13 protein-coding genes are annotated in these 19070 nt (G+C 61.3%); 4 read left to right on the forward strand and 9 right to left on the reverse strand.

The genetic code is table 11. From position 1 onward, the window contains the following. Positions 1 to 74: 74 nt before the first annotated feature. The gene (locus I5L79_RS18165) at positions 75 to 2186 is read right to left on the reverse strand and encodes a DUF4331 family protein (RefSeq protein ID WP_231403200.1); all 2112 of its coding nucleotides are present in this window, start codon (positions 2184 to 2186) and stop codon (positions 75 to 77) included. A gap of 584 nt (positions 2187 to 2770) precedes the next feature. Between I5L79_RS18165 and I5L79_RS18170 the strand changes: the two genes are divergently transcribed. Further along, a complete protein-coding gene (locus tag I5L79_RS18170) occupies positions 2771 to 5419 on the forward strand; it encodes an MGH1-like glycoside hydrolase domain-containing protein (protein ID WP_196956493.1) in 2649 nt (882 codons plus the stop codon). A 150-nt stretch (positions 5420 to 5569) separates the two neighbouring features. Here I5L79_RS18170 and I5L79_RS18175 read toward each other — a convergent pair whose 3' ends face one another. After that, complete coding sequence (locus I5L79_RS18175) at positions 5570 to 5809, reverse strand: hypothetical protein (protein WP_196956494.1); 240 nt, start codon at positions 5807 to 5809, stop codon at positions 5570 to 5572. 266 nt (positions 5810 to 6075) lie between these two features. Beyond that, on the reverse strand, positions 6076 to 6933 hold the full coding sequence (locus I5L79_RS18180; protein WP_196956495.1) for a TraB/GumN family protein: 858 nt from the start codon (positions 6931 to 6933) through the stop codon (positions 6076 to 6078). A 138-nt stretch (positions 6934 to 7071) separates the two neighbouring features. On the opposite strand from I5L79_RS18180, the gene I5L79_RS18185 reads away from it, so the two are divergent. Both I5L79_RS18185 and I5L79_RS18190 read left to right on the forward strand, forming a co-directional pair. Beyond that, positions 7072 to 8022 carry an ATP-binding cassette domain-containing protein gene (locus I5L79_RS18185; RefSeq protein ID WP_196956496.1) on the forward strand — a complete coding sequence of 317 codons (951 nt, stop codon included), beginning with the start codon at positions 7072 to 7074 and terminating at the stop codon, positions 8020 to 8022. Continuing rightward, positions 8019 to 9590 (forward strand): ABC transporter permease/substrate-binding protein, encoded by a 1572-nt coding sequence (locus I5L79_RS18190; RefSeq protein ID WP_196956497.1) that lies wholly within the window; start codon positions 8019 to 8021, stop codon positions 9588 to 9590. The genes I5L79_RS18185 and I5L79_RS18190 overlap by 4 nt, the downstream gene beginning before the upstream one ends. Before the next feature lie 28 nt (positions 9591 to 9618). Here the strand turns inward: I5L79_RS18190 and I5L79_RS18195 are convergent, their stop codons facing one another. The 6 genes from I5L79_RS18195 to I5L79_RS18220 form a co-directional block, all read right to left on the reverse strand. Further along, positions 9619 to 10536 carry a pirin family protein gene (locus I5L79_RS18195; protein WP_196956498.1) on the reverse strand — a complete coding sequence of 306 codons (918 nt, stop codon included), beginning with the start codon at positions 10534 to 10536 and terminating at the stop codon, positions 9619 to 9621. A 188-nt stretch (positions 10537 to 10724) separates the two neighbouring features. Beyond that, on the reverse strand, positions 10725 to 11183 hold the full coding sequence (locus I5L79_RS18200; protein ID WP_196956499.1) for an ankyrin repeat domain-containing protein: 459 nt from the start codon (positions 11181 to 11183) through the stop codon (positions 10725 to 10727). A gap of 178 nt (positions 11184 to 11361) precedes the next feature. Then, entirely contained in the window at positions 11362 to 12423 is a 1062-nt protein-coding gene (locus I5L79_RS18205; protein ID WP_231403201.1) for a bile acid:sodium symporter family protein, read from the reverse strand. Between the two features lie 102 nt (positions 12424 to 12525). Further along, positions 12526 to 13821: a PepSY-associated TM helix domain-containing protein gene (locus I5L79_RS18210; RefSeq protein ID WP_196956500.1), complete on the reverse strand. Its 1296-nt coding sequence runs from the start codon at positions 13819 to 13821 to the stop codon at positions 12526 to 12528. Between the two features lie 103 nt (positions 13822 to 13924). Then, positions 13925 to 16498: a TonB-dependent receptor gene (locus tag I5L79_RS18215; RefSeq protein ID WP_196956501.1), complete on the reverse strand. Its 2574-nt coding sequence runs from the start codon at positions 16496 to 16498 to the stop codon at positions 13925 to 13927. Positions 16499 to 16703: 205 nt separating this feature from the next. Beyond that, a complete protein-coding gene (locus tag I5L79_RS18220) occupies positions 16704 to 17756 on the reverse strand; it encodes an LLM class flavin-dependent oxidoreductase (protein WP_196956502.1) in 1053 nt (350 codons plus the stop codon). Positions 17757 to 17988: 232 nt separating this feature from the next. Between I5L79_RS18220 and I5L79_RS18225 the strand changes: the two genes are divergently transcribed. Further along, positions 17989 to 18759 (forward strand): sulfite exporter TauE/SafE family protein, encoded by a 771-nt coding sequence (locus I5L79_RS18225; RefSeq protein WP_196956503.1) that lies wholly within the window; start codon positions 17989 to 17991, stop codon positions 18757 to 18759. The last annotated feature ends 311 nt before the right edge of the window (positions 18760 to 19070 follow it).

Below are 19070 nucleotides of genomic sequence, written 5' to 3' on the forward strand. Positions count from 1 at the left end.
AACGGCTTAAGCGCTAGGTCTACACACGTCCGGCCCCCTTACGGCGGCCGGACGGTTATAGAATCCTGAAAAACCTATTCCTTATTTTTCAGGAGCTTCACTGACTGCAGGTTGGTGCTGCCGGTAGAGAGCTTGGCAATGTAAAGCCCACTGGCCATGCCTGCGGGAGCAGTCCACTTGAACTCATACGTACCCGGCTTCACCACTTTGTCGCGCACTGGCGTGGCTACTACGCGGCCGTTGATGTCCACAATGGTGATAGTTATGGGCATGCGTTGTGTTACACGGTAGCTGAACGTCGTATGGCCCACGAAGGGGTTCGGGTAGTTCTGCGACAACTCCGCCAGCTGCGTCTTTTGCATCAGGCCCGACGAGCTACGCTGCGAGGTAACCGTAGGCTGCGCTTTGGTACCCGACCACGGCGTTTGCACAAATGGGAACGTTGCTTTCAGCGTGGTATCGTTCTTTTCTATGCCCGTGGTGAAAGTCAGCACGTTCTGCAGCTGTGCCGTTACGGGGTTGGTATCGTTGGCATCAAAGTCATCATACCACAAACCCACGGCCGCCAATACGGCACCACTTACAGCCTGCAGCTCAATGCGCACCACATCGTCTTCCAGCCGGCGTCCGTTCGGGAAGCCGTCCATATTCGGAATAGCCTGCAGAGAGGCATCCTTGTTATAATCTGGATCCGTCAGCCCCAGCACAGCAGCGGCCAGCAAGCCTTCCGAACTGAAGTCTTTCGAGTTGCGGGGGGTTACAGGCACAGCCATGTTCAGGCGCAGCATGTCGCCAAGAACGGGCAGGAAATTGTTAATAAAGGGCTTACCAGCTGCCAGTGGGTTCCCGGCTTTACCGGTGGCCAACTGATACGGCGCCAAGTTTGGTACACCCGTCATGAAGATAGGCAGCAAATCCACCGAACGGGGCTTATTGGCCTGCAGCAAGATGGGGCCGTAGGTTTTATCAGCGAATACCGTTCCGGCGCGTTGCTCCGTCGACAGCACCGATAGGCCATCGGCGCCGTTACGGAAGTCGAACCCATTGGGAGGCAACCCAGGCCGGCCCGCCAGTGAATTGGACTGGATACGCAGCTTCATAAAGCCAGGCACCGCTTCGCCATAGTACGTCTGGCCGGCAGGCTTGGGCGAAGCTGGGTCTTTCGGGGCATTATCGGCCATGTACAGGGCCAACTCCGGATTCACGAAATTGGCGTCGAATGCCCGGTTTTCGTTGTAGGGCGTGCGGGCGTTAAACTCGTCTTTGTCGCCGATGGGGTTTACCACTTCGTTGGTGAGCGGCATGCCCAGGCGCGATACCTGCACCCAGTCGCCGGTGTGAGTCTGCGTACCGTCCGTTTTCAGGGTGCGGATAGCGCGGCGGCTGGCCGAAGCCCACACCCCGATAACGAAGTCGCCATCAAGGATATTGGCTGCTTTATCTACCGTTTTACCATCCTTCTGGAGCTGCGAAATCGGGATTTGCAGCGCAATGGTGTTCACGTTTTTGTGATACAGCCCGTCGCGCGCATTCTCGGGGCGGATGCCGCCCAGATCTTCGATAGCTCCAATGTCCACGAAGAACGGATCATCTACGGGGCCGCAGAAGACTTTGCCGCCGCCGGCCGTTTCAATGGCGTCCGTCATCAGGGCTTCGTAACTGGCCGCGCCCAAACCAGCGGCGCCCGTAATGGCGCGGGGGCCTACGTTGTAAGGCGGCACCGTGCCGGCGCTAACCAGCGTAGTGGTAGCGCCCTTCATAATACGCTCAAGCTTGTAAGTGGTCTTCAGGTTCTCCTTCTTGAGGCGAATGTTGAAGTGTGTGGTGGGGTCTTCGTTGGTGCGCGTGAACGTAAATCGGTACGTAATGTCGTCGCCGGTAGTGGTGGCGTCGTTTTTCACGTGGATTTCGTACCGGATGTCTTCCCCGAAGTGATAGTAGTTCGGGCCACCCTGGGGCAACTGGAAGGGGATAAAGTTGGCAATGATTGTCACCATCTCATCGTTGCTGGGGTCCCGGAACGCGTACACGTCGGTATTGTCGGCCAGCGGGTCATCGGCAATAAGAGGCGCTTCCCGGTGGCTGGAGGCTTCCATCGATGTCGTTTGACTGCTCCAGACTGCCAGTCCGGCAGCACCAAGCGCAGCTAAAGCCACCGATAGAATTGGGCGAGTAATTTTCTTCATGCGGAATGTGGTGGGGGTTGATGAGAAATAAACAATAGCCACACGGTGCCCTGACAGGCAGCAACAGCCGGTGGGAAAAAATCACAAAGGGAAACGGGGAAGCAACGGCTGTCAGGCTATACAGTCCGTAAGTAGCTAGCTAAAAATTAGCTTGCTATAGAGAGTAATGGATACGTGGCGCGGAAATGTATTGCAGATACGCAGAGATAAGCTCAATCAGATTGCTTTATTCCGAGGTATTTGTGTACATAATTCTGGCTTACTTTGATAAATCCTTACTATATACCGTTGGTCTTGCGTCCCCTCACCACGGCCGTTTCGCGGAGTTCCTGCTTTGCGGGCAGGTAAATAGAGCGTTGCCCCTATCAGGGGGGCTAAAGCAAAGGGGCCAATGTGTGTAAACCGGTTTGATATGGGGGTATGGTCGAAATCAGATAATATAAGGCTTTTATGAAGTTGGGTAAGAGCCTTGGGCAGGTTAAAAATAAACTTGGTCTTGGATTAAGCTAATAGAATAATACAGCATCATCTCAACCCCTGCCCTGTTCCCGCGTACCTTGGCGCTTGGAGTTAGCGCTACGCTTATGACGCAGGAACAACTACGCTTACAGGATACTACCGAACACCTGATTCCCTGGAAGAAATTCGGGCCCTACCTCACGGAGCGCCAGTGGGGCACCGTGCGCGAAGACTACAGCCCCGACGGCAATGCCTGGACCTACGTGCCCCACGATCTGGCCCGCAGCAAAGCCTATCGCTGGGGCGAGGAGGGCCTGGGCGGCATCTCCGACGACCAGCAGCTGCTGTGCTTCTCGGTGGCCCTTTGGAACGGGGTAGACGGTCAGCTGAAGGAGCGCCTGTTTGGCCTCACCAACGGGCAGGGCAACCACGGCGAGGACGTGAAGGAGCTGTACTACTACCTCGACAGCACCCCTACGCACTCTTACATGAAGATGCTCTACAAGTATCCGCAGCGGAAATTTCCGTACCGGAAGCTGGTAGAAACCAACGCCCGCCGCACCCGCCAGGAGCCGGAGTACGAGCTGCTGGATACCGGCGTGTTCGACAAGAGCCGCTACTTCGACGTGTTCGTGGAGTACGCTAAAGCCGGTCCCGAAGACCTTCTTATTAAGATAACGGTGCACAACCGCGGGCCCAAGCGCGCCACCGTACAGGTGCTGCCGCAGCTGTGGTTTCGCAACACCTGGAGCTGGGAATATGGGGCCAAGCGCCCCCACATGCACCAGTCGCAGCCGGGGGCGGTGCACGCCGAACACCCGCTGCTGGGCCACTATCACCTCTACTGCGAAAACACGCCCCGGCTGCTGTTCTGCGAAAACGACACCAACGCCGCCCGCCTCCACGGCCAGCCCGACGAGGGCACGGGCCACTACTTCAAGGATGGCATCAACAACTTTGTGGTGGAAGGCGACGAAGATGCCGTGAACTCGGCCCTGGAAGGCACCAAAGCCGCAGCGCAGTACGTGCTGAGCGTGGGCGCGGGCGAGGCCCGCACCGTGCGCCTGCGGCTGAGTCAGCCCTGGCAGGCTGCACCCTTTGAGGGGTTCGACCACCTGTTCTGGATGCGCGAGCAGGAAGCCAACGAGTTCTACGAGTGTCTGCAGGAAGCCCTGCCCGCCCAGGCCGGCCCCGATGCCCGCAATGTGCAGCGCCAGGCCTTTGCGGGTATGCTCTGGAGCAAGCAGTACTACTACTACGACGTAAGCAAGTGGCTCGATGGCGACCCAGCCGGGGAGAATGTGTCGGGTGACCACCGGCGGCGGGGGCGCAACAGCAACTGGCGCCACCTCTACAACGCCGACATCATTTCCATGCCTGACAAGTGGGAATATCCCTGGTACGCGGCCTGGGACCTGGCCTTCCACTGCGTGCCGCTGGCGATGGTAGACGCCGAGTTTGCCAAAAACCAACTGCGCCTGCTGGTGCAGGACCGCTACATGCACCCCAGCGGGCAACTGCCGGCCTACGAGTGGAACCTGAACGACGTGAACCCCCCGGTGCACGCCTGGGCCACCTGGCGCGTGTACCAGATGGACCGCAAGCTGAATGATGGCCGGGGAGACCGGGCCTTTCTGGAGTCGGTGTTTCATAAGCTGGCCCTGAACTTTACCTGGTGGGTAAACCGCAAGGACCGCGACGAGCGTAACATCTTCGAGGGCGGCTTCCTGGGGCTTGACAACATAGGCGTGTTTGACCGCTCGGCCCCGCTGCCCACCGGCGGCAAGATCGAGCAGAGCGACGGCACCAGCTGGATGGCCATGTTTGCTTTGAACATGATGCGCATGGCCCTGGAGCTGGCCAAAACCAACCCCGTTTACCAGGAAATGGCCGGCAAGTTTTTCGAGCACTTCCTCTACATTGCCGATGCCATGACCCGCGGCGGCGACGGGCGCTTCAACCTCTGGGACGAGGAAGACGGCTTCTACTACGACGTGCTGCACACCCCCGACGGCGTGCGCACCCGCCTGAAAGTGCGCTCCATTGTGGGCCTGATTCCATTGTTTGCCGTAGAGGTGATTGACGAGGAATTGCTGAACGCCATGCCGGAGTTTGCGGAGCGGGCCCGCTGGCTGCTGGAGCACCGGCCGCATCTGGCCCAGCTGGTAAGCCGCTGGCAGGAGCCCGGCAAGGGTGCCCGCCACCTGCTGGGGTTGCTGCGCCGCTCCCGCCTCAAGCGCCTGCTGGCCCGCATGCTCGACGAAACCGAGTTCCTGGCCGACTATGGCATCCGGGCCCTGTCGCGCCATCACCTGGACCACCCCTACGTGTTCAACACCCCCGAGGCCGACTTTACGGTGCAGTACGTGCCGGGCGAAGCGGAGAGCAGCATGTTTGGCGGCAACAGCAACTGGCGCGGGCCCATCTGGTTTCCCATCAACTACCTTATTGTGGAGTCGTTGCAGAAGTATTTTTTCTACTACGACAACAAGTTCAAGGTAGAGTACCCCACGGGCTCGGGCAACTATATCAACCTGCAGGAAGTAGCCACGGAACTGGCGGGGCGGCTGACCAATCTGCTGCTAAAGGACGCCACCGGCCGCCGCCCCGCCTTCGGCCAGGACAAGCTTCTGCAAACGGACCCCAACTTCAAGGACTACCTGCTCTTCCACGAGTATTTCCACGGCGACGATGGCCACGGGCTAGGCGCCAACCACCAGACCGGCTGGACCGGCCTTATCGTGCGCCTGCTCCAGCTGCGAGCGTATGAGTAGGCAGGCAATTGCAGCATACAAGCGCCTCCTACAGCCTGCTCAATTCCACAAAAAAAAGCCCGGCGGCGCGAGCTGCTGGGCTTTTTCGTGGGGTAAAATGGGCCGTTAGTTCAGCCCGGACAGAGTAGGAGTAGCTACAGACCGGCTGAGTTAATTCTGGTGCTCGGCCAGGTAGCGGAGGCTGGCGGCCAACTCGGGGGAGCCGCGAAACACGAGCTGCCCGTTCTTGAGGCCCCCGGCGTAAACTTCTACTTCGGAGGCGCACGGGGTAACAAACACCCGCACTACTTCGCGGGAGCCGGCCCGCACGTAGGTAGTGCCCGGCTTCTCATCGGTGTTGGGCCAGGCTATTCGGTAAAACCCCGCATTAGCCAACTGCACGTCAAGCATATAGATGTATGTAAATGTTTGGCTGCAAAAGCCAAAGGTCTGTTGGATAGTTCCGGATACGCATATTTTATAGGTTAAGAATAGATAAAGTTGGATGTAGCGGGGACATTAAAGAGCAATTTGCTGAGCTGCAACGCCTTGCTCTACGCGAATTAATTGGTGTAAAATATGGCTCCAGAGGATCCAGAAAGGTTTCTGGCCACTCAGCTCTTCGCACAAAAACCAGGGGCCGCCGGATTCGTCAACAGGGCACTGGCTCAGGAAAACTAGTTCGTGGAGAGGGCGCAGTCGAGGGCGGGGGCCTGGGCCGGCACGTGGTTGCGCCCTACCACGGCAAACACGCGTTGCCCGGCGCGGGCTTTGTCGGCAATGAGGCGGTACATGTACTGGTTGCGAAACTCGCTGGAGGCGCGGTTGATGTCGTTGGTGAACTTGCCGCCGGTGTTGGCCGAAGAAGCCGCCGGGTCAAACCAGGCCGCCGGCGCTTCCCACCAGTTGCCGCCATCGGGCCAGTACTTGCGGTAGGCTGCCGCCAGCTCCGGCACCGTCCGAATGACCTGGTCGGAGCCGGGCAGCATCTGGGCGCTTTTTACCAGCAGGGCTTCCATGGCCTTGGTAATCTGCTCAGGCGAGGCCTTGGTGCGGGTGCGCAGGCGCTGGGCTTCGCGCAGCATATAGAACAGCTTGAGCTGCTCCAGGTCGAACAGGGTTTTGAGAAAGGTGTACTCAGCCACCGGATTTTCGAGCGACGCTACCGGAATGTTCTGCTGCCTGGCCAGAAAGCGCACGTACCCCGATTCGCCGAGCCGGCTGATGGTGGCCGTTTCGGTGGAATCGGTGCCGCGGTTGGGGCCTTCAAACAGCACGATGGTGGGTTTCGTCTCGGCAAAAGCCTGCCTGATCCGGGCGAACTGCGCGTGCGCGGCATCCTGGGAGTGCTCCGCCCCGAAGTAGTATACGCGGCCGCCGGCGGGCAACGTGCGCGTGTACGTCCAGACGGGCTTGGCTGGCAGGGGAGTGGCGTAGCCGACCAGCTGCTGGTCGCAGGGACTGGGCGCGGCGGTTTGGGCCAGCGCCGGGGCGGTGACTAAAGCTGCAAGCAGCAGCCCAAGACAATGTTTCATAGCGAGGTAGTAGAAGAGAACAGCGCAGCAAGTTGCGAAAAAGCCGCCCACGCTTCCATCACATAATCGGGTGAGTAGCTGCTCTGCGGCCGCAATAGCGCAAGACCAGCCGCGCCGGTGTACCTTGCCGCCACTGCTATGGCTGATTCTGCTTCTGCTCCCATTATCCGTGCCACGGGCCTTACTAAACGCTACGGCCCGCACGCCGTGGTGCAGGATGTCTCCTTCGCGTTGCATCCCGGCGAAACACTCGTGCTGCTGGGCCCCAGCGGCTGCGGCAAAACCACCCTGCTTCGCCTGCTCAACCGCCTGGTAGAGCCCGATGCCGGCACGGTGGAAATCAACGGCCAGGACGTACGCCGGCAGCAGCCGGAAGAGCTGCGGCGGGGCATCGGCTACGTAATCCAGCAGGTGGGCTTGCTGCCGCACTACTCGGTGGCCGACAACGTGGCCGTGGTGCCGCGCCTGCTCGGCCACGCCCCGGCCGCCATCGAAGCCCGCACCGCTGCCCTGCTCCGTCGCCTGCACCTGCCCCCCGAGCAGTACGCCGCCCGCTTTCCGCATGAGCTGTCGGGCGGGCAGCAGCAGCGGGTGGGGCTGGCCCGCGCCCTGGCGGCCGATCCGCCCATCATTTTGCTTGATGAGCCGTTCGGCGCCCTCGACCCCGTGACCCGCACCCAGATCCGTCGCGACTTTCGGGAGCTGGAGGAGCTGCGCGACAAAACCATTGTGCTCGTCACCCACGATGTGACGGAAGCCTTTGAGCTGGCCGACCGGATTATGCTGCTCGATGCCGGCCGGGTGCAGCAGCTGGGCACGCCTCGGGAGCTGCTCTTCCAGTCCGCCAACGACTTCGTGCGCCGGTTTTTCGCCGCCGAGCGGCTGCCGCTGCAGCTCCGCACCCTCACCCTGGCCGATGTGCAGCCGTTTCTGCCCCCTGGAAGCCAGCTGCGGGAGTTGCCCGCCAAGCTCCCGGTGCACGACGCGCTGGAGCAACTCACGAGCGGACCGAAACGGCCGCCGTCGTCGGCCGGCGTGGGCGCCCTCATGCACGCCTTCGAACAAGCCCTGCAAGCCGAGCCCGTATGAAAACCCTCCCGGAACTACTGACTTTCTGGCAAACGCAGGCCGGTAAGCTGGGCGAGCAGACGCTGCAGCACATCGGCCTCACGGCTGCCGCTTTGCTGCTGGCCGTAGTACTGGGCGTGCCGCTAGGCCTCTGGCTGACGCGGCGGCCGCGCTGGGCCCCGGTGGTGCTGGGGCTGGCCGGCATCCTGCAAACGGTACCCAGCATTGCCCTGCTTGGCTTCCTGATTCCCTGGCTCGGCATCGGGCCGAAGCCGGCTATTCTGGCGCTGCTGCTGTACTCCCTGCTGCCCATCATCCGCAACACGGTCACTGGCATACAGGGCGTAAGTCCGGCGGTGGTAGAGGCCGCCCGGGGCCTTGGCTTTACCGATTGGCAGGTGCAAAGCCAGGTGGAGCTGCCGCTGGCTTTGCCCGTGCTGTTTGCCGGCATCCGCACGGCGGCCGTTATCGGCGTGGGCGTGGCCACGCTGGCGGCTTACGTGGCGGCCGGTGGTCTGGGCGAGTTCATCTTCGGCGGCATTGCCCTCAACAACCCCGTCATGATTCTGGCCGGCGCCCTGCCGGCCGCCGCGCTGGCACTGGCGTTTGATGCCGCGCTGGCCGGCCTGCAGCGCCTGGACTCCCGGCGTTTGGTAGGCGTTGGCAAAGTCCTACTGGTGCTGCTGCCGCTGCTGGGTGGCCTCTACCTGCTGCCCCGGGCCTCAAGCAAGCTTCAGGCTGGTTTCAGCCCCGAGTTTGTGGGCCGGGCCGATGGGCTGCCGGGCCTGCGCCGGGCCTATGGCTTGCGGCGGCTGCCGAGCGTAGTGCTGGCCCCGGCCCTGGTTTACGAAGCTGCCCGAAATGCCGATGTAGACGTTATTGACGGATACTCCACCGATGGCCGCATCCGGGCCTACGGGTTGCAGGTACTGCGTGACGATAAGCGCGTGTTTCCCCCGTACTACGCTGCGCCGGTGGTGCGCCCGGCGCTGCTGCAGGCGCACCCCGAGCTGCGGCCCGTCCTGGCTCAGCTCACCGGCCTCCTTACCGACTCAGCCATGACGGAGCTCAACTACCGGGTAGACTACCTGCACCAGCAGCCCCGCGCCGTGGCCGAAGCCTTTCTGCGCCAGCGGGGTTTGTGGCGAGACCCACGGCCCAAAGTGCCAGGCGCGGCCGTAGTAAGGCTGGGCTCCAAGATTTTTGCTGAGCAGTACATTCTCGTGGAAATGTACGCGGCCCTCATTCGCGGGGCCACAGATCTGAGTGTTGAAACCAAAACCGGGCTGGGCGGCACCACCATCTGCTTTGAAGCCCTGCGTAGTGGTACCATCGATATGTACCCCGAGTACACCGGCACCGGCCTGCAGGTGCTGCTGCAGCCCTCACCGGCTACGCTCGACTCCCTGAACGGACAGCCGGCCGCCGTGTTTGATTACGTGAAGCAGGAGTTTCGGCGGCGCTACAAGCTGGAGTGGCTGCCGCCGCTGGGGTTCAACAACACGTATGCCCTGCTGATGCGCCAGCGGCAGGCACGGGAGCTGGGCATCGGGTCGTTGTCGGAGCTAGGCCAGTACCTAGGCCGCTAGGGAACAAGCCGCCCCAGCCTCTACCGTCTCAGGAAAGCGGCTGCGGGGGCGGGTTGGAGCCAGCCGGGCGGGTGCGGTCCTGGGGCAGGGGCACAAACGTGGCGTTGTCGTTGGGCGGCAGGGCAATGCGGCCGGCTTGCCAGTCGGCTTTGGCTTGCTCGATACGCTCGCGCCGGGAAGAAACGAAGTTCCACCAGATAAACCGTTCCCCCAGCGGCTCACCGCCCAGCAGCATGAGCGTGCAGGTTTCGGGGGCCACCAGCACCGGGTCGATGCCCGGCGTGAATACCAGCAGCTGCCCGGCGGTATACGTGCGGCCATTCACCTCCACGCTGCCTTTAGCAACGTAGGCTCCCCGCTCGGGGTAGCCGCGGGGCAGGCCAAACCGCGCCCCCGGCTGCAGCACTACGTGCAGATAAAACAAGGGGGAATGCGTGCGCACCTGGTTGCGCAGGCCGAAGGCGTCGCCGGCAATCAGCCGCATCCACACCCCGCTATCCGTAAAGATGGGCAGCTCCTGGGGCTGGTAGTTGACGAAGGACGGGGCACTTTCCTCATCGGCCTCGGGCAAAGCCACCCAGGTCTGAATCATTTCCAGGGCACCCCCGGCCAGGGCTGCCGGGTCTTCGAACCGCTCGGAGTGGGAGATGCCGCTGCCCGCCGTCATCCAGTTCACCTCGCCCGGCCGGATGATCTGCTCCACGCCCAGACTGTCGCGGTGCGTCACCTGCCCCCCAAAGAGGTAGCTCACCGTGCTCAGGCCAATGTGCGGGTGCGGCAGCACATCCAAGTTGGGCAGCTGCTCCGGGGTGAGTTGGACGGGGCCGGCGTGGTCCATAAAAATGAAGGGCCCCAACATCCGCCGCAGCCGGTAAGGAAGAATGCGCCGAACTTCAAAGCCGGCACTGAGGGCCGCCGGGCGCGCATCAATTACTAAGTCCAGCATCGGGAATTGGCGTAGATAAGGGTGCGGTCTGCTTCTTCAGCCTTGGGCAGGCGAGGCACTAGTAGCGGCGTAGAAAGCTGGAATAACGGGTTTTCGCGGGATACTACGGCAGGCACCGGGCACAAAAAAGCCAGGGCCGGGCAGCGGGGCCCCGCCCTGGCGGCCGGTGCCAGGGCGGGAGACAGGGTTTAGCTGGCTTTCAGCTTTTGCTCGATAAGGGCAATAACCTGGGCGTTGCCGCCTTCCTTAGCACTGGCCAGCACATCCTTGCCGTCTTTGTCTTTGGCCTTGGGGCTGGCGCCATGGGCCAGCAGAAACGTCACCACCTCCAGGCTGCCATTGGACGCGGCGGCCATCAGCGCCGTAGCCTGAAAGGAATCCGGCTTATCAACCTGGGCTTTGTGCTTGACCAGCGTTTTCACCACCTCCAGGTGGCCGCTGCCGGCGGCCATGATGAGGAAGGTGGTGGGGAAGCCCGGCATCATCTCCACCGGGGCATTGGCATCGGCGCCGGCGGTTAGCAGGGCGTCCGCGTCGGCTGCCTTGTTTTTGATAACGGCCGTGAACAATTCTTTGGAGTGGGACTGCGCCTGCGTAAGCGTGGAAAGGCCAAGAAATAAGGCGAAAAGAAGAAAGACTTTTCTCATGCCGGGAAATCAATAAATCAGGGTGAAACAAGCCTCAAAAATACGCAGAAGCAGCTTGCAGGCTGCACTTCCGGCGTAGAAATAAGGCTGTTTTCCTATTGATTTGGTACTGTTCGATGAAGACCGGACGAGTACCTGCTCTAAAGTAAAATGGCATTATAACCAGACGCCGCCCAGGCTACTGCAAGCCAGCCCGGCCGACCAAAGGCAGCCGTCCCATGCGCTGGGCCATCATGCTGGCCAGAATGATCTGGAGGGCGTGGTAGAGCATGAGCGGCAGTAGGATCAGGCCCGTGCCGGCCGCGGCCGGAAACAGCAGGCTGGCCATGACGCTGCCATGCACCAACGACTTCTTGGAGCCGCAGAACAGGGCCGTAATCCGGTCCTCACGCGAGAAGCCCAACAGCCGGCTCAGGCCCCATACTGCCCCAAAAATAAGCAGGTAAAGCGCCACCATGCCTAGGCCCAGCAGCACGATATCCCGGGCTCCGTAGCTGCGGAAAATGCCTTCGGTAAACGACTCGCAGAAGGCCGTGAAAACGATGAGCAGAATCACCACCTGGTCGGAGAGGCGCAGAGTACTTTTGTGTTGCTCGGCAATGGCCCCGAAGCGGCGGTTGAGCAGCACCCCGGCCACTACGGGCAAAATTACCTGCCACGTGAGGCTGAGGGCCATGCCCCAGAGGTGGCCACCGTCGGCGGCAGTGTGCAGGAAAAAGCTGGTCCAGAGCGGGGTGAGCACAATGCCCAGCAGGCTGCTGATGCTGGCGTTGAAAATAGCGGCCGGCAGGTTGCCCCGGGCAATGCTGACCATTACCACCGAGGTAGAAACCGTGCTGGGCAGCGTACACAGGAAAAAGATGCTTTGCCAGAGCTGAGGCCCTTTCGCACCCTCAAAGAGCGGGCGTACGGCCAGGGCCAGCAGCGGAAACACCAGAAACGTAATGACCTGCACCACCACGTGCAGCCGCCAGTTGCGCAGGCCGGCTTTCAGCTTATCGAGGCTGAGCCGTAGGCCGTAGAAAAAGAAAATCAGCGCCACGCCGCCCTTGGTAATGATAAACCAGGGAATCGGGCTGCTTTTGCTGCCGGCTTCGGGAATAAAGTACGCCAGCACCACCACCCCAATCAGCCCCAGCAGAAACCAGTCGAGCAGGCCGGCGCGGCGCAAAAGGGCCATCAGGCTGTTTTCGGTTGGAGCAGGGGCGGCGGCAGAAGCAGAAGTAGTGGGCTCGGGCATAGCAGACGACAAAAGAAAAGCGCCGGGCTTTGGCTGCCCGACGCTTTCAAAAGTACGAAACCAGGCAGGGTAGAGGTTGCTGCCGAACAGAAAGGGTGCGCCCTACGCCGCCACGAGCTTCCGCTCTTTGCGGCGCTGCTTGCGCAGGCGGTTCAGCCACATAATGGTGCCCGTGATGGGAAACGTGAAGCCCAACACGCACACCACCAGACTGATGATTTTGGACGGCCACCCGAAGATGGAGCCCGTGTGTACCGGCTTGAACATACCGCGCACGCGCTGGCCCAGGTTGCGCTGCTCGTAGGTTTGCTGGCGCAGTACCTGGCCGCTGTACTGGTCGAGGTACACTTCATCGGTGGCGTTTTCGTAGGTGGCATCCGGCCGCAGCGTGGCCACCCGAATGCTGCCAGTAGAGTCTTTGGGTAGCTGCAGGGCATAGGAAACTGCCGTGGGCGCCAGGGACCGGGCGCGGGCCAGGGCAGCATCGGCCGAAAGAGCAGCTGGCGCAGCCGGTGCGTCCTGGGCGGTGGGCGGCGCTACCGAAACCGGCGGCTCGGGGCGCTGCATGGGCGAGTTGGTGACGGCGTAGATGCCCTTGTTAAACCACTCAAATGACCACGCTAGCCCCGTAAACGCAAACACGAACAGGAACAGGGCCGCGTAGAAGCCCAGCACGATGTGTAAATCGTGGTTGAGGCGCTTCCAGCCGCTGCTCCATTTCACGCGCAGCCGCTGCTTGAGGGCCTTGCGGGTAGCCGGCCACCACAGCACCAGCCCCGTCCCGATAATGAACAGAAACATAACTGTGCTGATGCCCACGATGAGCTTCCCGATTTCGCCGCCCACCATGCCACGGTGCAGGGCCATCATGGTAAAGAAAATGGTTTCGCGGTAGTTCAGCTCACCCGTCACGGCAGCCGTGTAGGGGTTCACAAACACCACCGGGCCGCGTCCACCTTCGCCCCCGCCGCCTTTTTCTCCGCCTTTGCCGCCCCGTTCGCCCTTGCCGCGGCGGCCCTCTTTCGATTGGCCGGCTGGCCCGGTATTTTCCCGGCGCGCAGCCTCCGCCGGGCGGGCGCCTTCACCTTTCCGCTCGCCGCCCGGGCCGCCGGGCGCGCCGGCCAGGCTGAACTCAACGGTGCGGGCGGGGTCGGCGTACGTTTTCACGCCCGTGATTTTAGCATCGGCCTTATAGGTGCGTACGGCTTCCATCAGGCGGGTCAGCGGGAGCGGATCTGCTGCCTGCGCCGGGGCCGCGACGAAGTAGCGCTCCGGGTGCCAGGCTTGCTCCAGGTCCTTCTCGAAGACCAGCACGGCGCCCGTGAGGCATACCACGGCAATAACCAGCCCCGAAACCAGGCTCAGGTAGAGGTGAATGTTGCGGAAGAAAATTTTCATCGAAGCAGAAAAGAAACAGTTGGCGGGCGGCAGAAAACCCGGAAGAAAGCCAGTTGCAGCGGCCGTCCTTCCGGGTTTCTTACCCGTTCACTCAGGGGTTGATTTACAGCTTGTAGCTCAGCGTAGCCGAGAAGTTGCGCGGGGCAATGGGGTTCACGCTGTTGTCGTCGTGCAGGTTGTAGCTCAGCTCATCGAGAAGGTTGGCCATTTTCACCCGCAGTGAAACCCGCTCGTAGGTGTAGCCCAGCGAGGCATCAAACAGCACGTAGTTGGGCACGGCAATCAGCTTGAAGGTTTCGGGCTTGTCGGCCGTCCAGGGCTTGCCGGTGGCGGGGTCGTAGGTGCGGTTGTTGCGGCCGGCCATCTTGTCGCCCACGTAGTAGCTGGTGATGCCGGCATTCAGGCCTTTCAGGAAGGAACCCTGGAAGTCGTAGTACAAGCTCAGGTTGGCCGTGTGGGCAGGGTTGTAGCGCAGGCGGCTGCCGCTTTCGTAAATGTTGCTTTTGGTATAGGCCGTGTGGTTGTAGCTGTAGCCCGCAATGGCCGACCAGCCCATGTACGGCTTGCTGTGAATGTCTACTTCCACGCCTTTGCTGGTAACCTCGCCGGCCAGCTCCTTGATGTTGGTATTGAGGTTTTGCACGACGTTGCCACTCTTGTCCAGTTGAGGCGTGCCATCGGCATTCAGCAGCGGACCGAGGTAGGTCTGCGCCAGGTTGCTGTTCACGATGCGGTAGGCCGTCACGTTGGCCGACAAGGCTCCATTGAACAGGTCGTTTTTCACACCAACCTCGAACTGGTCGAACGTGGAAGGGGCCAGTGCGGCGCCGCTTACTTCTGTGCCCGTATTGGGCTGAAAGGAATTGGCATAGGAAGCAAAAACCGAAGTGGTTTTTGCGGGCTGATACACTACGCCTAGGCGCGGAGAGAAGGCATTGTCGAAGCGGCGGGGCTGCGTATAGCTACTGCTCGAATAGGTATACACGTCGCTCGGCGTTTCCTGGTAGGTCCAGCGTACTCCGGCCAGCACCTTCAGCTTTTCTGAAATGCTGATGAGGTCCTGCACATAAAAACCGGCCCGGCGGGTATTGCCCTTCGTCAACTGGTTGCGCAGCAGGGCATCGTAGTTGGTCACAGCTTTAGCCGGAGCACCCAACACCTTATTGCGGTTCAGGATATTAATGGAGTCGTAAGCCTGCGACGTATAAGTCAGCGCGTTGGTCTGGTACTGGTCAGCATCGGCACCTACCAGCAACGTGTGGTTCAGGGAACCCGTGTGCAGGTTGCCGGTCAGGTCCAGTTGGGCCAGGTAGTAGTTTTCGGTGGTTTCGCTGCGCTGCAGACTGCGGCCCCAGTCACCGCGCAAGCTGGCTTTAGGGTGGGCCGGCGACTTAGTACTTTTTACCTCCGGCATAGTGCCGTTGTTGATGCTGGTAGGCCGGGTGGCCGAGCGCAGCTCATTGTCATAGCGCTGGAAACCGGCTACGGCCCGCACCTGCCACACGTCCGTGAGCTGGCTGCTGAGCGTGGCGGTAGCGCTGGTTTGGTTGGTGGCGTTGTTGGCGCCCGGCACATTCAGAAAGCGTGTGCGCGAGTCCTGGATTTCATAGTCAATGGCCCCGATGCCAAAGTCCGGGGTGCGGCTGTCGTTCAGGTAGTCGCCTTCCAGCACCAGCGTGGTTTTGGGCGTGAGCTTGAACAGCAGGGAAGGGTTGAAGTACACCCGCTCCGATTTCACTTCGTCGCGGTAGCTGTTGCCGCGCTCATACGTGGTATTCAGGCGGTAAGCTACTTTGTCGCTCTGGCCCACGGCGCCGTACACGTCCACCATCGGCTTCCAGAACCCAAACGAGCCCACGCGCAGGCCCAGGGAGCCGCCGCGCTCAAACTTCGGTTTTTTCGTTACCAGGTTCAGCACGCCGCCGGCCGCCACGTTGCCGTACAGGATGGCCGCGCTGCCTTTCAGTACTTCCAGGCTTTCCAGGGAGCTGGCTTCAGGCATGATGCCGTTGTTGAAGCGCACCCCATTCTTGAAGGTATTGTTGGAGCCGTAGGCAAAGCCGCGGCTGCCCAGCTCTTCCTGCGTGCCGCCGGTAGCGCTGGTCACGTAAATACCGCTCACGTTCACAATGGCGTCGCTCAGGCGCAGTACCTGCTGCTGCTCCAGCGTCTGCTGGCTTACCGTTACCACGGCCTGGGGCAAATCCATGGGCCGGATGGGCATCTTGCCCACGTTGGTTGGCTTATCGTTCTGGCTGCGGGCGCTGGTCACCGTTACGCCAGCCAGTTGCTGGTCGGTTACGGGTAGAGCCACGGTAGGCACCGTCAATACCTGACCGGCGGTAATCTGCACGGCCTGTTCCTGGGTGCCGGAGCCGATGTTGCTGAAAACGAGTTGATACGACCCGGCCGGCGCCGAGAAACGAAAGTTGCCCTGCGCATCGGAAGTAGCGCCATAGGAGGTGCCTTTCAGCGCCACGGTTACGCCTTCCAGAGGCTTGCCATCCGAAGCCGTTACCCGCCCGGCTACCCGACCGCGCTGAGCCGTCTCGTCGCCTTCGCTGCCCGCCCGCTTATGGAGGTGCGCCGTTCCCGGCAGGCCAGCCATTGGTAAGGCGTGAGCCATATTACCTATCGACAGGGAAGCAAGCAGCAGCAGAGGAAACGGTCGGATCATAGCTCAGGAGCAGAAGAGTTTATTTGGACTCTTTCAAAACAATGCAAAGCTCGGGGCTATTTAGATATATTCAAAATAGAATCTGGAACTATTTTAAATAAGCATGCGGGCAAGACGGATTCGATTTGATTTTCAGCCTGCTGGCCAAAGACAAAAGCCACCTATAAGGTGGCTTTTGCATGCATACCTAAGTAACAGGGCAGTTCTAGGCCAGCATTTGCTGAACCGGGTTCAAGGCAAAAGCCTCAGCCAGAAGTTGGTAGGAGCGGAGCCGGTCTTCGTAATCGTGCATGATGGATACGGCCACTACCTCGTCGACGCCATAGCTGGCGGCCAGCGCGGTAAGCTCCGCCTTCACCTTATCCGGCGTGCCGCTTACAATGCGGGTGTGGTGGTACGCCAGGCGGGACTGCAGATCGGGCGAAAACGAAGCTATGTTCATCGTTTCCAGCGGGCCGATGGGCGTGAACTGGCCGGTTTCCAGCTTCAGCATCTGCAAGGCCAGGTTGTCGGCCAGGGCGCGGGCGTGGCTTTCGGTGTCGGCACAGGCTACGAAGGTGGCTACGTTGGCCTGGGGTGCGGCCAGCTCCGGCGAGGGGCGGAACCGCTCCTTATACGTCTGCACCATTTTGGGGCCGCCGTTGGGGTTGATGAAGTGGGCAAAGGAAAACGCCGCGCCCACGTGGGCCGCAAACAGGCCGCTCTGCCCGCTGGAGCTCAGCAGCCACATTTCCGGCACAGTATCCGTGAAGGGGGCCGCTTTCACCTTGGCGTGGATGGTATCGGCCACTACGTCGTCGCGCAGGAAGGCCCGCAGGTCCATCAGTTGCTCGGCAAAGTCTTCGTCGCGGAACTGGTTGTGGGGGTTGAGGGCATGAGCCGTGATACGGTCGGTACCGGGGGCGCGGCCGATGCCCAGGTCGATGCGGCCAGGGTAGAGGGTTTCGAGTAGGCGGAAGTTCTCGGCCACTTTGAGGGCCGCGTAGTGGGGCAGCATCACCCCGCCCGAGCCCAGGCGGATGCGCTTGGTTTCGGCGCCCAGGCGGGCCAACAGCACCTCGGGGGCTGATCCGGCCAGCGTGTTGGTGTTGTGGTGCTCCGATACCCAGAAGCGGGTGTAGCCTAGTTTATCAGCCAGCCGAGCCAGCTCAATGGTATGCTGCAGGGCCTCGCGCGGGGTGCGCCCCAGCGGCACCGGCGACTGGTCGAGCACGCTCAGGCGCAGGGGAGCAGCGGAAGTCGGAAAGTCAGATTTCATAGCTGCTACAACCGCGTCCATCCTCCGGAAGTTTAGTTGCGGGCCAGTTGGTTCCCCTCCTTATTGAAGGAGGGGTGCCTGGAGGGCGGGGTGGTTATGCTAGAATTAGAAAGCTAGAGCTAGTTGGTCATTCGAGTAGTTTGCTAGCTCTAGCCAACCACCCCGGCCTGCGGCCACCCCTCCTTCAATAAGGAGGGGAACCAGGTTGTAGCTCTTTACCTTCGCCGCCGATATGATAACAACGCTTACCCTGGCCCTTTTGTGTGGGGCCGCTTTTCTGGCCGGCCTGGTCGATGCCATTGTGGGCGGCGGGGGCCTGATTCAGCTGCCCGCCATGCTGCTTTTGCTGAAAGGCACGCCCGTCCCCACTATTCTCGGCACGGGCAAAGTCTCGTCGCTGATGGGCACGGCGGCGGCCCTGCGGCGCTACGCGGGGCAGGTGCCTTTGCGGTGGCGGGCCGTGGGTACAGCGGCGGCTGTGGCCGGGCTGTTTTCATTTCTGGGGGCGCGGGTGGTGAGCATGCTACCCCAGGCACTACTGCCGCCGCTGGTGCTGGGGCTGCTGGTGGTTATTGCCCTCTACACCTTCTGGCGCAAGGATTTCGGCTCCCTGCACGCCCCCCGGCTGTCGGCGGGCCGCGAGCCGCTGTACGGGGCCCTGGTGGGGCTGGTCATCGGGTTCTACGATGGGTTCTTCGGGCCGGGCACGGGTTCCTTTCTGCTGTTTACCTTCGTGGGCCTGTTCGGCTACGACTTCATCACGTCCTCGGCCTCGGCCAAGCTGGTGAACGTAGCCACCAACCTGGCGGCACTGGCCTACTTCGCCTACACCGGCCAGATTCTGTGGGCCGTGGCCCTGCCCATGGCCGTGAGCAACATCCTGGGCTCCATGCTGGGCGCCCACCTGGCCTTGCGCCACGGTACGGGCTTCGTGCGCACCCTGTTTCTGGTGGTGGTCAGCGCCTTCATCATCAAGCTGAGCATGCAGGTATTTGGCGGGTAGCGGGCGGAGTGACCGACTGCGGTAGGGGGCGGGGCTTGTCCCCGCCCGTCGTTGAACGATGGATGCCGGAGTCGTTCAACGACGGGCGGGGACAAGCCCCGTGCCCTACATCAACCTGCTTCCTTGAATACGCTTCCATCGGAACCTGTTTCGTTTCGGTCAGGAGGTGTTTTCGATTACTCGGGAGGTATTTCGTTTCAGTCGGGACGTGTTTCGGGTTAGCCGGGAGGGGTTTTCAATTGGTCAGGACGTGTTGCTGATTGGTCGGGAGGTGTTTTGCTTGAGTCGGAAGGTGTTTTCGATTGGTCGGG

It is taken from the genome of Hymenobacter guriensis (genome assembly GCF_015773195.1).
In the GTDB taxonomy this organism is placed as follows: Bacteria; Bacteroidota; Bacteroidia; order Cytophagales; family Hymenobacteraceae; genus Hymenobacter; species Hymenobacter guriensis.

Bases quoted from the DNA above. Each gene is read 5' to 3' on its own strand.
- I5L79_RS18225 (WP_196956503.1), top strand. From the start codon at position 17,989: ATGATAACAACGCTTACCCTGGCCCTTTTGTGTGGGGCCGCTTTTCTG.
- I5L79_RS18185 (WP_196956496.1), top strand. From the start codon at position 7,072: ATGGCTGATTCTGCTTCTGCTCCCATTATCCGTGCCACGGGCCTTACT.
- I5L79_RS18175 (WP_196956494.1), bottom strand. From the start codon at position 5,809: ATGCTTGACGTGCAGTTGGCTAATGCGGGGTTTTACCGAATAGCCTGG.
- I5L79_RS18195 (WP_196956498.1), bottom strand. From the start codon at position 10,536: ATGCTGGACTTAGTAATTGATGCGCGCCCGGCGGCCCTCAGTGCCGGC.
- I5L79_RS18170 (WP_196956493.1), top strand. From the start codon at position 2,771: ATGACGCAGGAACAACTACGCTTACAGGATACTACCGAACACCTGATT.
- I5L79_RS18200 (WP_196956499.1), bottom strand. From the start codon at position 11,183: ATGAGAAAAGTCTTTCTTCTTTTCGCCTTATTTCTTGGCCTTTCCACG.
- I5L79_RS18180 (WP_196956495.1), bottom strand. From the start codon at position 6,933: ATGAAACATTGTCTTGGGCTGCTGCTTGCAGCTTTAGTCACCGCCCCG.
- I5L79_RS18210 (WP_196956500.1), bottom strand. From the start codon at position 13,821: ATGAAAATTTTCTTCCGCAACATTCACCTCTACCTGAGCCTGGTTTCG.
- I5L79_RS18165 (WP_231403200.1), bottom strand. From the start codon at position 2,186: ATGAAGAAAATTACTCGCCCAATTCTATCGGTGGCTTTAGCTGCGCTT.
- I5L79_RS18220 (WP_196956502.1), bottom strand. From the start codon at position 17,756: ATGAAATCTGACTTTCCGACTTCCGCTGCTCCCCTGCGCCTGAGCGTG.
- I5L79_RS18205 (WP_231403201.1), bottom strand. From the start codon at position 12,423: ATGCCCGAGCCCACTACTTCTGCTTCTGCCGCCGCCCCTGCTCCAACC.
- I5L79_RS18190 (WP_196956497.1), top strand. From the start codon at position 8,019: ATGAAAACCCTCCCGGAACTACTGACTTTCTGGCAAACGCAGGCCGGT.
- I5L79_RS18215 (WP_196956501.1), bottom strand. From the start codon at position 16,498: ATGATCCGACCGTTTCCTCTGCTGCTGCTTGCTTCCCTGTCGATAGGT.